The 12,237-nt window shown below is 71.2% G+C and carries 9 protein-coding genes; 3 read left to right on the top strand and 6 right to left on the bottom strand.

Annotated elements, in window-relative coordinates:
• Window positions 1-91: 91 nt before the first annotated feature.
• Complete coding sequence (locus tag OG214_RS28985) at window positions 92-808, bottom strand: SIMPL domain-containing protein (protein WP_363082694.1); 717 nt, start codon at window positions 806-808, stop codon at window positions 92-94.
• Window positions 809-1,022: 214 nt separating this feature from the next.
• On the opposite strand from OG214_RS28985, the gene OG214_RS28980 reads away from it, so the two are divergent.
• The gene (locus OG214_RS28980) at window positions 1,023-2,816 is read left to right on the top strand and encodes a bifunctional metallophosphatase/5'-nucleotidase (RefSeq protein WP_405986392.1); all 1,794 of its coding nucleotides are present in this window, start codon (window positions 1,023-1,025) and stop codon (window positions 2,814-2,816) included.
• 122 nt (window positions 2,817-2,938) lie between these two features.
• On the opposite strand, the gene OG214_RS28975 is transcribed toward OG214_RS28980, so the two are convergent.
• From OG214_RS28975 to OG214_RS28960, 4 genes are all read right to left on the bottom strand, one after another.
• Window positions 2,939-4,348 carry a lysine N(6)-hydroxylase/L-ornithine N(5)-oxygenase family protein gene (locus OG214_RS28975; RefSeq protein ID WP_405986391.1) on the bottom strand — a complete coding sequence of 470 codons (1,410 nt, stop codon included), beginning with the start codon at window positions 4,346-4,348 and terminating at the stop codon, window positions 2,939-2,941.
• A 316-nt stretch (window positions 4,349-4,664) separates the two neighbouring features.
• Window positions 4,665-7,175 (bottom strand): aminopeptidase N, encoded by a 2,511-nt coding sequence (pepN, locus tag OG214_RS28970; protein WP_363082697.1) that lies wholly within the window; start codon window positions 7,173-7,175, stop codon window positions 4,665-4,667.
• 183 nt (window positions 7,176-7,358) lie between these two features.
• Complete coding sequence (locus OG214_RS28965; RefSeq protein WP_405986390.1) at window positions 7,359-7,766, bottom strand: chorismate mutase; 408 nt, start codon at window positions 7,764-7,766, stop codon at window positions 7,359-7,361.
• Window positions 7,767-7,971: 205 nt separating this feature from the next.
• On the bottom strand, window positions 7,972-8,781 hold the full coding sequence (locus OG214_RS28960) for a serine protease (RefSeq protein WP_363082699.1): 810 nt from the start codon (window positions 8,779-8,781) through the stop codon (window positions 7,972-7,974).
• Between the two features lie 478 nt (window positions 8,782-9,259).
• On the opposite strand from OG214_RS28960, the gene OG214_RS28955 reads away from it, so the two are divergent.
• Both OG214_RS28955 and OG214_RS28950 read left to right on the top strand, forming a co-directional pair.
• Complete coding sequence (locus OG214_RS28955) at window positions 9,260-10,213, top strand: hypothetical protein (protein ID WP_363082700.1); 954 nt, start codon at window positions 9,260-9,262, stop codon at window positions 10,211-10,213.
• Between the two features lie 26 nt (window positions 10,214-10,239).
• Entirely contained in the window at window positions 10,240-11,739 is a 1,500-nt protein-coding gene (locus OG214_RS28950) for an ankyrin repeat domain-containing protein (RefSeq protein WP_405986389.1), read from the top strand.
• Between the two features lie 105 nt (window positions 11,740-11,844).
• Here OG214_RS28950 and OG214_RS28945 read toward each other — a convergent pair whose 3' ends face one another.
• Entirely contained in the window at window positions 11,845-12,231 is a 387-nt protein-coding gene (locus OG214_RS28945) for a barstar family protein (RefSeq protein ID WP_382859488.1), read from the bottom strand.
• Between the last annotated feature and the right edge of the window lie 6 nt (window positions 12,232-12,237).

The following is a 12,237-nucleotide window of genomic DNA, read 5'->3' as shown; positions in this document are numbered from 1 at the left end:
ACCACTCAACAACCTTTGCGTTAAGGGCTGTTGACAAGTGTTGAATTGTGCGGGGGCCCGCTCCGATGAGCATGGACGCCTATTCGGGTATTCAGGCGCCGAGGTCGGGCGGTGTCATCGTGAAGCGCGCGTTCACCTGGGCGTAGACGGTCTGGCGTTGCGGTTCGAGATCGAGCGCGGGCGCGGCTTCGGCCGAATCGGTGGCGCCGAAGGACCGGCTGCGCAGGGCGCCCGCGGGGGCCATCCCGTAGGCGACGGGGGCCTCCGCGCCGAGGTCGGCCAGTTCGACGAGGGCGGCGAGCCGGGCGCCGAGCGCCTCGGCGTATTCGCGGGCGCGCTGGACGGCTTCCCGTACGGCCTGGCGGCGGGCCTCGCCGTGGGCCGGCGAGTCGGGGCGCAGGGCCCACCAGGGGCCGCCGACCTGGGTGAGTTCGAGATCGGCGAGGCGGGTGGTGAGTTCACCGAGGGCGGTGAAGTCGGTGAGTTCGACGGTGAGATGGACCCGGCCGTGGTAGGCGCGGATGCGTTCGCCCCGGCCGTGCTTGGTGAGTTCGGGGCTGATGGAGAAGGCGCCGGTCTCCAGCTTTTCGACGGCCTCGCCGTAGGACTTGATGAGGGTGAGTGCTTCGGCGTTGCGCCGGGTGAGGTCGTCGAGCGCGGTGCGCCGGTCGGTGCCGCGGGCGCCGATGGTGACGCCGATCCTGGCGATCTCGGGGTCGACTTCGAGGCGTGCCTCGCCGCGGACGGCGACGCGCGGGGTGTCCGGGGTGCCGTAGGGCGGTGCGGGGGTCGGTGCGTCGGTGATCATCTGCGGCTCGCTCCCTCGTGCGGCGGTACGGCGGGTACGGCGGATACGGCGTGGGCTACGGCAGGAGCGGCGGGCCGCCCCGTAGCCCACTCTCGCACTCGGGTACGACAGTCGGCAGTCATCTGATCGAAACCTTGCGGGGGTGTTGCGCTCCGGTGCACGTGAGCCAGAATCTACGCGCGTTGTTGACTGCTTCGACGGAGAAGAGAACGAAATGCCGCTGAACCGAAGGACGTTCCTGGGCAGCACCGCTGCCGCCGGTGCGGGTATGGCCCTGGCGGGAGGGGCGACGGTGCCGGCCGCGGCCGACAGCCGCGACCGGGATCCGGAGCGGTACTCGTTCACCGTGATGGGGACGACGGACCTGCACGGCAACGTCTTCAACTGGGACTACTTCACGGACAAGGAGTACGACGACACCGCACACAACGACATCGGTCTCGCGAAGATCTCCACGCTGGTCAACCAGATCCGTGAGGCGAAGGGCCATCGGAACACGCTGCTGATCGACGCGGGTGACACCATTCAGGGCACCCAGCTCTCGTACTACTACGCGAAGGTCGACCCGATCACCGCCAAGCGGGGTCCGGTCCACCCGATGGCGCAGGCCATGAACGCGATGGAGTACGACGCGGCGGCGCTGGGCAACCACGAGTTCAACTACGGCATTCCGCTGCTGCGGAAGTTCGAGAAGCAGTGCGACTTCCCGCTGCTGGGCGCGAACGCGCTGGACGCGAAGACGCTCCAGCCGGCGTTCCCCCCTTATGTGATCAAGAAGCTGCGTGTGACGCACGCCGCGGATGTGCGGGTGGCGATCCTCGGTCTGACGAACCCGGGTATCGCGATCTGGGACAAGGCGAACGTCCAGGGGCAGATGACGTTCTCGGGCCTGGAGGAGCAGGCGGCGAAGTGGGTGCCGAAGCTGCGGTCCATGGGCGCGGATGTGGTCATCGTGTCGGCGCACTCGGGTACGAGCGGTACGTCCTCCTACGGCGACCAGGTGCCGTATGTGGAGAACGCGGCCACGCTGGTGGCCGAGCAGGTGCCGGGAATCGACGCGATCCTGGTGGGCCACGCGCACTCGGAGATCGCGGAGCGCCGGGTGGTCAACAAGGAGACCGGCAAGGAGGTCGTGCTGTCGGAGCCGTCCCGCTGGGGTATGCGGCTGACGACGTTCGACTTCGAGCTGGTGGAGGAGCGGGGCTCCTGGAGGGTCGAGAGCGTCTCCGCGAAGGTCCTGAACTCCAATGCCGTGGAGGAGGACCCGAAGATCGCCGACCTGCTCATCGACGAGCACCGCAAGGCCGTCGAGTACGTCAATCAGGTCATCGGTACGTCGACGGCGACGATCACCACGGTCGACGCGCCGTGGAAGGACGAGCCGATCATCGATCTGATCAACCATGTCCAGGCGGAGACGGTGAAGGCGGCTCTGGCGGGCACCGAGTGGGCGGCGCTGCCGGTGCTGTCGCAGGCGTCGTGCTTCTCGCGTACGGCGGCGATCCCGGCGGGCCAGGTGACCATCAAGGACGCGGCGGGTCTGTACCCGTTCGAGAACACGATGGAGGCGCGGCTGCTGACGGGCGCGCAGATCAAGGACTATCTGGAGTTCTCGGCGAGGTACTACGTGCAGACGCCGGCGGGCGGTCCCGTGGACACCTCGAGGCTGACGAACGCCCAGGGCACCCCGGACTACAACTATGACGCGGTGTCGGGTCTGACGTACGACATCGACATCGCGAAGCCGGTGGGCTCGCGGATCGTGGACCTGCGGTTCGAGGGCGCCGCGCTGGACCCGGCGGCGAAGTTCGTCTTCGCGGTGAACAACTACCGGGCGAGCGGTGGCGGCAACTTCCCGCATGTGGCGACGGCTCAGCAGCTCTGGTCGAACTCGGACGAGATCCGTAACACGATCATCAGCTGGGTGCAGGCGGCGGGCACGGTGGATCCGGCCCAGTTCGCCTCGGTGGACTGGAAGCTGACGCGGGACGGTACGCCGGTCTTCTGACCTGTACGAGCCGCACGGACCGGCGCGGGCCTCCCCCGTGTCGGCGGGCCCGCGTGTCGGTGCCCTCGGGCCCCGTGTCGGCGGCCCCCGTGTCCTCGGGCCCGTGTCGGCGGGCGCGCGTGTCAGCGGACTTCGGTGAGCGGGACCAGACCCCTCGGTGCGGGCACCGGGCGGGTCCGGTCCCGGCCGTCGAGTCCGAAGCTGGTGAACGCGGTGCGCCGGGGCAGCGGGTAGGGCTCGGTGCCGGTGAGGTGGTTGAGGATCGTGGCGCTGCGCCAGGCGGCGAGCCCGAGGTCGGGTGCGCCGACTCCATGGGAGTGCCGTTCGGCGTTCTGTACGTAGACGGAGCCGGTGACGGCGGGGGCGAGCGCGATGCGGTGGTGCTCGTCGACACGGAGGCGTTCCGAGCCGTCCCTGCGCAGATACGGGTCGAGTCCGGCGAGGAGCCCGTCGAGGGGGCGTTCGCGGTAGCCGGTGGCGAGGACGACGGCGTCGGTGGTGATCCGGCTTCTGGCGCCCTGCTGGGCGTGTTCCAGATGGAGTTCGACCTTGGTGGTGCCGACGCGTCCGGCGGTTCGGACGCAGACTCCGGGGGTGAGGACGGCGTCGGGCCAGCCGCCGTGGAGGGTGCGCCGGTACAGCTCGTCGTGGATGGCGGCGATGGTGTCGGCGTCGATGCCTTTGTGGAGCTGCCACTGCCGGGGGACGAGTTCGTCGCGTACGTGCTCGGGCAGGGCGTGGAAGTAGCGGGTGTAGTCGGGGGTGAAGTGTTCCAGGCCGAGCTTGGAGTACTCCATGGGCGCGAAGGCCTCCGTACGGCCCAGCCAGTGGATCCGTTCCAGCCCGGTGGGGCGGCAGCGCAGCAGGTCGAGGAAGATCTCCGCGCCGGACTGTCCTGATCCGATGACGGTGATGTGCCCGGCGGCGAGCAGCCGGTCGCGGTGGTCGAGATAGTCGGCGGAGTGGATGACGGGGACCGTGGGGGCTTCGGCGAGGGGCCTGAGCGGTTCGGGGATGTACGGCTCGCTGCCGATGCCGACGGCGATGTTGCGGGCGTGGGCGCGGCCGAGCGCTTCGGCTTCGCCCTCGCGGCCGGTCTGGGTGAAGTCGATCTCGAAGAGGGCGCGTTCGGGGTTCCAGCGGACGGCGTCGACCTGGTGGCCGAAGCGGAGTCCGGGGAGCTGGCCGCTGACCCAGCGGCAGTACGCGTCGTATTCGGCGCGCAGGATGTGGAAGCGCTCGGCGACGTAGAAGGGGAAGAGCCGGTCGCGGGCCTTGAGGTAGTTGAGGAAGGTCCAGCGGCTGGTGGGGTCGGCGAGGGTGACCAGATCGGCGAGGAAGGGCACTTGCAGGGTGGCGTCCTCGATGAGCAGTCCGGGGTGCCAACGGAAGGCGGGGCTCCGGTCGTAGAAGGCGGTGCCGAGGCCTCCGTGCACACCGTCGGCGAGTGCGGCGAGGGAGAGGTTGAACGGCCCGATGCCGATACCCACGAGGTCGTGGGGGTGGTCGAGGCGGGTGGGGTACGCGGTCATCGGCGGGGCTGCCTTCCACGGGTCGGGCACCCGGGTGTCCGGGGTCGGTGACGGTGTCCGTGAAGCACAACGAGCCGGTTCCGCGGGGGGTATCGCCGTCGGTGAAGGACGGCTGAAAACGCTCCGCCCCGGGATCCGGCCGCCCGCGTGAGAGCGGTACGGCGGATCCCGGGGCGGACAAGCGGGCGCGTGCGGCGCGTGCGGCCGGCCGGACGGCGCGTGCGACCTGGCGGCGCGGCCGACCGGCTGAGGCGGGCGACCGGCCGGTGCGGGCGACCGGACGGTGCGGACGACCGGCCGGCGCGGGCGCGGACCGTCAGGCGCCGCGGACCTTCAGTGCGCGGCGCAGGTCGTCGAGCTGGTCGGCGAGTTTGCGGCGCAGGGCCGGGATCATGTCCGTACCGTCCAGGCACTCCTGGCCGAGGCGGAGTGTCTCCTCGTCGATGGCGTGGACGGGGAAGGCGTAGCGCCCGGCGGCCTCGGCGATGGCGGGGCCGCGGCGCGCGGCGAGGGCGACGGCCTCGGGGTAGAAGCGGGGGACGTACTCCTGGACGAGTTCGGCCTGTTCGGGCTGCCAGAAGCCCTTGGCAGTGGCCGTGAACAGATAGTTGGAGAGGTCGTCGGAGCCGAAGAGCCGGGTCCAGGCCTCGGCCTTGGCGGCGGGGTCGGGCAGGGCCGCGCGGCAGCGCGCGGCGCCTTCCTGGCCGGTGGCGCTGGGGTCGCGGCCGAGTTCGGCGTCGATGGTGCCGGTGTCGATGGCGCCGAGGACGGCGAGCCGGGTGAGGATGCGCCAGCGCAGTTCGGGGTCGAGTTCGGGTCCGCCGGGGACGCTGTCGGAGCCGAGCCAGTCCTGGATGGTGTCGGGCTGGGTGGCGGCGTCGATGCGGTGGCGTACGGCGATGAGGCGCAGCCCGGGGTGGTTGCCGTCCTCGGTGCGGCGGATGAGGTCGCGGCAGATCGCGGTGAGGGTGGCGAGTGCCGCGGGGCGGTCGTCGGCGCCGAGGTAGCGGTTGGTGATCTGGTCGGCGGCGAAGGTGAGGACGCCTTGGACGAGGGCGAGGTCGGTCTCGTGCGGGAGGTGGGCGCGGGCGGCGTCGAGGTAGGCGGTGGGGGCGAGTTCGCCGTCGCGGACCATGTCACGGGCGGCGTTCCAGATGACGGCGCGGGTGAGGGGGTCGGGGATCCCGGAGAGTGCGCGCAGGGCGGTGTCCCAGGAGGCACTGTCGAGGCGGACCTTGGCGTAGGTGAGGTCGCCGTCGTTGAGGAGGACGAGGGCGGGGCGGCGTCCTGGGCGGGCGGCGGGTGCCTCGGTCAGGGGCAGGTCGAGTTCGACGAGGTCACGTGCGACGAGCCGGGCGGGGTCGGCGACATCGAGGTCGTAGGTGCCGACGGCGATGCGGTGGGGCCGGCTGCCGTCCCGTACGACATCGAGGGTCCAGCCGGTGTCGGTGCCGCCGACGACGGGGGTGAGGGTGTCGACACCGGTGGTGCCCAGCCACTGGGCGGCCCAGGCGTGTACGTCGCGGTCGGTGGCCTGGGCGAGCGAGTCGATGAAGTCGGCGAGGGTGGCGTTGGCGAACTTGTGCCGGGCGAAGTGGATGTTGATGCCGGCGAGGAAGTCCTTCTCGCCGAGCCAGGCGACGAGCTGGCGCAGTGCGGAGGCGCCCTTGGCGTAGGAGATGCCGTCGAAGTTGAGCATCGCGGACGCGGTGTCGGGGACGGCGGCCGGGTCGGGGGCGACGGGGTGGGTGGAGGGGCGCTGGTCGGCGTCGTACCCCCAGGCCTTCCGTACGATGCCGAACTCGACCCAGGTGTCGGTGAAGCGGGTGGCCTCGGTGAGGGTCTGGTAGCCCATGTACTCGGCGAAGGACTCGTTGAGCCAGATGTCGTCCCACCAGGTGAGGGTGACGAGGTCGCCGAACCACATATGGGCCATCTCGTGGGAGATGACCATGGCGCGGGTCTGCCGCTCGGTGTCGGTGACGGCGGAGCGGTAGACGAAGTCGTCGCGGAAGGTGACGAGGCCGGGGTTCTCCATGGCGCCCGCGTTGAACTCGGGGACGAAGGCCTGGTCGTAGGAGTCGAAGGGGTACGGCTCCTGGAACTTCTCGTGGTAGCGGTCGTAGCAGGCGCGGGTGATGCCGAGGATCTCGTCGGCGTCGGCGTTGAGATGGGGGGCGAGGGAGCGCCGGCAGTGGATGCCGAAGGGCAGTCCGGCGTGTTCGGTGCGTACGGAGTGCCAGGGGCCCGCGGCGACGGCGACGAGATAGGTGGAGATGAGGGGGGTGGGGGCGATGGTCCAGTGCCGGCCGCCGGTCCGCCGGGGCTCGTCGGTGGGCTCGGCGATCCCGTTGCCGAGGACGGTCCAGCCGTCGGGCGCGGTGACGCTCAGCTCGAAGACGGCCTTGAGGTCGGGCTGGTCGAAGGCGGCGAAGACGCGCTGGACGTCTTCCATGAAGAGCTGGGTGTAGACGTATGTCTCGCCGTCGGTGGGGTCGGTGAAGCGGTGCATGCCCTCACCGGTGCGGGAGTACCGCATGTCGGCCTCGACACGCAGCTCGTGCTCCCCCGCGTCGAGTCCGGTGAGCGCGAGCCGGTTGCCGCTGAGACCGGCGGGGTCGAGTGTCCGTCCGTCGAGGGTGACGGAGCGCAGCGCGGCGGGCTTGAGTTCGACGAAGGTGTCTCCGACGGCCCGTGTGGTGAACTGGATGACGGTACGGGAGTCGAAGGTGTCCTCGCCGGTGGTCAGATCGAGGGCGATCGTGTACCGGTGGACATCGATGAACTGGGCTCGGGTCTGCGCTTCGTCGCGCGTCAGTACGGACATGGGGGACATGCTGCCCGATGGGGCGCGGGCCGCACAGTAGGGATCTTTCCGCTCTCAGCGCACGCGCCGCGCGCCCTCTTGGCCATGGGCGCTCCGGAGCTGTCCGCGACCGGAGCCGGGCGTGGCCGGAGCGGTGTGTGAGCCGAGCGTGGCCGGGGCCGGGTCCTGTCCGGCGGACAGGACCTACGCGTGCTCGGCGGCCTCGGCGCCGCTGTCCCGTGTCTCGCCCGCGATCGTCTCGTGATGGCGGATCACCTCGGCGATGATGAAGGTGAGGAGCTTCTCGGCGAAGGCCGGGTCGAGCCGGGCGCTCTCCGCGAGCTGGCGGAGCCGGGTGATCTGGCGTGCCTCACGGGCCGGGTCGGCCGGCGGGAGATGGTGTTCGGCCTTGAGGAGGCCGACCTGCTGGGTGCATTTGAAGCGTTCGGCGAGCATATGGACGACGGCGGCGTCGATGTTGTCGATGCTCTCGCGCAGGCGGTTCAGTTCGGCGCGTACGGGGTTCTCGACACCGGAATCCCCGGTACCGGAATCCTCCGTGCCGGGGTCTTCGGTGCCGGGCCCGTCGGTGCCGGGGTCGCTCGTGGTCATGGTCCGGCAGCTTAGACGGGCCGGGGCGTGCGGGCCTGCCGGTGATCAGGATGCGGGATCCCGCCGCTCCGCCGCCGGGGCCGCGCGCCACGGAGGAGGGGCGGGTACGGGGTGTGTGAGCGCACCCCGTACCCGCCCCTTCTCGCCGCTCTGCCGGCTCGGTGACCCGCTCGGTTCACGTCAGAGAGCCGGCGCGTGGTTCACGTCAGAGAGTCGACGCGGCCGAGGCGATGGCGGAGGCGAAGGTCGAGACCTCGGTGTAGACACCCGGGTAGTTGGGCCGGGCGCAGCCGTTGCCCCAGCTCACGATGCCGACCTGGATGAAGGCTCCGGCGCTGTCCTTGCGGAACATCGGGCCGCCGGAGTCGCCCTGGCAGGTGTCCGTGCCGCCCTGCGCGTAGCCGGCGCAGATCTCCTCGCTGGCTATGATGTCGCCGCCGTACGACGAGTTGCAGCTCGCGTCGGAGACGAACGGGACGGACGCCTTGAGCAGGTAGCGCTGCTGGGCGCCGCCCTCGGTCGCCGCGCCCCAGCCGGCGACGGTGAAGGTGCCGGTGTTGTACTGCGTGGTGGTGGCGATCTTCAGGGTCGGCAGGTTGATGGGCTGCGCGAGCTTGATCAGCGCCCAGTCCTTGCCGGCGCCGTTGTAGCCGGGAGCGCGGAGCACCTTGGTGGAGCGGACCTTGATGGCGCTGGTGCTGTTGAGGTCCACGACACCGGCGGTGGCGGTGATGCTGGTGTTGTTGCCGGATCCGCTCACACAGTGGGCGGCGGTCAGGACGACGGTGGGCGAGTACAGCGCGCCACCACAGCCCATCGAGAGCCGGACCATGAAGGGGAATTCGCCCTGCGCGGCGCGGGTGCCGCCGACGACGGGCGGCGCGACCGGCGCGACGGCCTGGGTCTTGGCGACCGGCGCGGGCGCGGCGGACGCCGTGGACGGGTTGAGGCTGAACGCGGCGAGGACGACGGCGCCGGCGGCGGCAGATCTCTTGAGAACAGTCAGAAGCTTCATCGGGCTGCCTTTCGTGGGGGGCTGTTGTGGGCGTGGTGCTCGATGGCTCTACGTGGGGCCCGCCGTCGGGCCGGTGCCGGGTCAACGCGCGTTGCGCTGGCCTGACATGGGCCCGACAAGAAAGCGTGATCCGGATTATGGGGAGGAGTTCAGCCACGCCACAAGAACCTGTTTTCGGCCACGCCGAGGGCGCATATGCCAGTCGGTGTCCGATCATCGGACAGCGAGGGGACGTACAGGGGGCTTTGTGCCGGATTCTCCGGCCCGCCCGGCGTCCGTATGCCGTACGTCTGCCGTATGTCCGCCGCCCGTGCTCCGTCCGTGCTCCGCCCGACCTCTGCCCGTGCGCCATCCGCACGCGCCCTTCGCCGGTCCGCTTCCATGGATCGTCGCGACCGCCCCGTAGAGTGGATTCCGGTTGACCGGGTTGACGTTCCTCCCAGAGGGCTGTCGACCGTCCTCGCAGGGGGTTACGTACGTGACGAACGGCGGCGAGGTCGTGCACGGGTATCCGCATCTCGACACGGCCCGCGCGGCGATCACCGCGCTCTACCAGCGGCTCTCGCCCGAGGGCATCCGCTCGTACGCCCCCAGCGTCGCCCCGGCCGATGTCGCCTTCTCCGATCTGGACGATCTCCATCTCGGCACCCAGCGGGTCGCGCACGCCCTGGTCCAGCAGCTCCGGCTGCCCGACGCGCGCATGATCGTGAGCTTCCGCGAGATGGACCAGGCGGCGAGCGTCGAGCTGGCCGCGGGCCCGGAGTACTTCATCGAGCTCAACAACCGCTTCCGGACCCACCGCCGTGACATCGGCGCCGCCCTCGCCCATGAGATCACCCATGTCCTGCTGCACCGGCTCGGGCTGAGCTTCCCCGGCACCCGGGACAACGAGATCCTCACCGACACCGCGACGACCTATCTGGGCGCGGGCTGGCTGCTGCTCGACGCCTATCGCGAGGACCGTGACTCCAGCCAGAAGCTCGGCTATCTCACGCCCGAGGAGTTCGGCTATGTGCTCGCCAAGCGGGCGATGGTCTTCGACGAGGATCCCCGGATCTGGTTCACCAGTCCGCAGGGGTACACGTCGTATACGAAGGGCAGGGCGCAGGCGCTGCGCGACGAGCAGCAGCCACCGCTGACGACCGCCGGCTGGACGGGCCGGCACCGCTACGCCAAGGACCGCCGTTACGCGCTCGACCACCCGGGCGGCGACCAGCCCGGTGGCGGACACACGGGCGGCGGCCGTCCGGGCGGGCCGGCCGCGGACCCGCCGGGGGACCCCTCCGCGCCGTACGCCTTCGAACGGCAGCAGGACGGACTGCGCGTCTCGTTCCCCTGTCCGACCTGCCTCCAGCGCATCCGGGTACCGGTCCGCGGCCGGGTGCGGGCGCGGTGCGGACTCTGCCGTACGGTCCTGGACTGCGACACCTGACCGAGAGCGGAACGTAGAGTCGAAGCATGACGAAAGAGCCGACGTCGGGCGAAGCCGACCTGTTCGAGGCGGTGGGCGACGGGGCGGACGACACCGTCGTACGGCTGCTCAGGGCGGGTGTGTCCGCCGAGGCCACCGATGAGGACGGCGAGACCGTCCTCTACCGCGCGGCCGTCAGCGACGCGCCGGGGGTGGTGCGGCTGCTGCTCACGGCGGGCGCCGATCCGAACCGGGCGAGCGGACGGGAGGGCTGGGACCTGCCGCTGTGCGGAGCCGCGTGCGGCGGCCACACCGAGGTGGTACGGACCCTGCTCACCGCCGGCGCCCGGCCCGACAGCCGCGAGGCCTTCGATCTCACGCCGGTCGTCTGGGCGGTCCGCCAGGGGTTCGCCGACACGGTGGAAGCACTGCTGGAGTACGGCGCCGACCCCGATCTGCCGGGCCCGGGAGGCGAATCGCCGCTGCTGCTGGCCGCCCGCCACGGCTCCCCGTCGACCGTACGGGTCCTGCTGCGGTACGGCGCGAGCGCGCACGCCGAGGCGCTCGCCGAGGCCCGGCGCTGGATGGCGCTCGATGTGGAGCGGGAGCTGCGGGACGGGCTGGCGCGCGCCTACGGCGACGGATACGAGACGGTGGTGCGCCGGATCGAGGAGGACGGCTCGGTGACCGTGGTCGTCGAACTGCTGCGGGACGGCGCGCCGGTGGCCGGACAGGAGCAGCGGACCGGACACGCGGCCGTGGCGACGATCCTCGAAGCGGAGCTGGGTCTGGTCACACCGTACGAGGAACTGGCGGAGCGCGCCCTGAGCTCCGGGGATCCCGGCCGGGACGACTGGGTCGAGTCGGTCTCCGCGCTGTGGCGGCGCGGCGACGAGGAGACGTTCGAGGAGGCGGCGCTCTGGTGCGCGAGCGAGGAGCCGCTGCGGCAGGCCTTCGGCGCGGACGTACTGGCGCGGCTGGGCGCGGTGGACGGGCCGAGTCCGTTCACGGAACGCGCGGTGCCCCTGCTGCGGGAGCTGTCCCGGCGGGCCGTGGAGCCCGAGTTGGTCCGCGCGGTCGTGGTGGGTCTGGGGCAGCACGCCGATCCGGTGGCGCTGCCGGAGATCCTGCGCCACACGGGCCATCCGGACACGGGGGTCAGACGCCGGGCCGCACTGGCCCTGACCGGGCTCGTACCGGGCGGTCACCGCGACGGCGTCTGGGCGCTGATCCTGCTGAGCAGGGACGCGGACGCGTCGGTCAGGGACCGTGCGGTGCTGGCGCTGGCGGATGTGGACGCGGACAGCCATGAGATCCGTGAGGCGCTGGCGGCCCGGCTGAACGACCCGGACGCCGAGACGGCCGCGAAGGCGGCCAGGGGCCTGGCGGTACGTCAGGATCCGCGCGCGATCGACGCGCTGGCCCGGATCCTCGCCGACGAGGACCCGGACGGCTATGCCCGGGAGACGGCGGCGGACGCGGTGCGGTATGTGCACGAGGGCCCGGAGCGCCGCCGGCTGGAACGCACTCTCCCCCGCCACCGCTGAGCCTTCGCGCGGGGCGCGGACGAGCGGACCGGCCGGGCGGCGCCGCCCGGCCGGTCCTCGATGCTCCGTCGGCGTCGCGTCGGCCGGTGTCCGGCCGGGCGACGCTCAGCCGAGCCGTAGTACTCCGGGGGCCTCTTCCTCGATGAGCTGGACCAGCTCGTCGAAGACGGTGGGGCCCCGGCCGGCCAGGACGTCGTCCAACTCCGCCTGGATGGCGGCCTTGTTGTCCGGGTGCGCGCGCTCCAGCCGCCGCCGGAGCGTGCGCGCGGTCTCCTCCTGGCCGAGTGCCCGGCGCGAGATTTCGTGCCGGCGCCATTCGATGACGAAGTCGCCGTCGTCCGGCGTTCCGTACCCGCCGTGCAGACAGTCCGCGAGCGCGTCGAGATTGCTCCCGAAGTATCCGCCGGGCCCGTTCACCGCGGCCCCGATCACCTGCCAGAAGCGATCGAGGCCGGTGACCTCCGCCCCGTCGATCACATACGTCACCGTCATGGAACG

Origin of the sequence: Streptomyces sp. NBC_00872, from assembly GCF_045161915.1 — a bacterium.
Lineage (GTDB): Bacteria > Actinomycetota > Actinomycetes > Streptomycetales > Streptomycetaceae > Streptomyces.
Note: the sequence above shows the minus strand (reverse complement) of the source record. Positions and strands in the feature narration are given on the sequence as shown.

What these genes read in the sequence shown, in the direction of transcription:
- OG214_RS28945 (WP_382859488.1), bottom strand. Translation starts at nt 12,231, where the DNA reads ATGACGGTGACGTATGTGATCGACGGGGCGGAGGTCACCGGCCTCGAT.
- OG214_RS28985 (WP_363082694.1), bottom strand. Translation starts at nt 808, where the DNA reads ATGATCACCGACGCACCGACCCCCGCACCGCCCTACGGCACCCCGGAC.
- OG214_RS28965 (WP_405986390.1), bottom strand. Translation starts at nt 7,766, where the DNA reads ATGACCACGAGCGACCCCGGCACCGACGGGCCCGGCACCGAAGACCCC.
- OG214_RS28975 (WP_405986391.1), bottom strand. Translation starts at nt 4,348, where the DNA reads ATGACCGCGTACCCCACCCGCCTCGACCACCCCCACGACCTCGTGGGT.
- pepN (WP_363082697.1), bottom strand. Translation starts at nt 7,175, where the DNA reads ATGTCCGTACTGACGCGCGACGAAGCGCAGACCCGAGCCCAGTTCATC.
- OG214_RS28950 (WP_405986389.1), top strand. Translation starts at nt 10,240, where the DNA reads ATGACGAAAGAGCCGACGTCGGGCGAAGCCGACCTGTTCGAGGCGGTG.
- OG214_RS28980 (WP_405986392.1), top strand. Translation starts at nt 1,023, where the DNA reads ATGCCGCTGAACCGAAGGACGTTCCTGGGCAGCACCGCTGCCGCCGGT.
- OG214_RS28960 (WP_363082699.1), bottom strand. Translation starts at nt 8,781, where the DNA reads ATGAAGCTTCTGACTGTTCTCAAGAGATCTGCCGCCGCCGGCGCCGTC.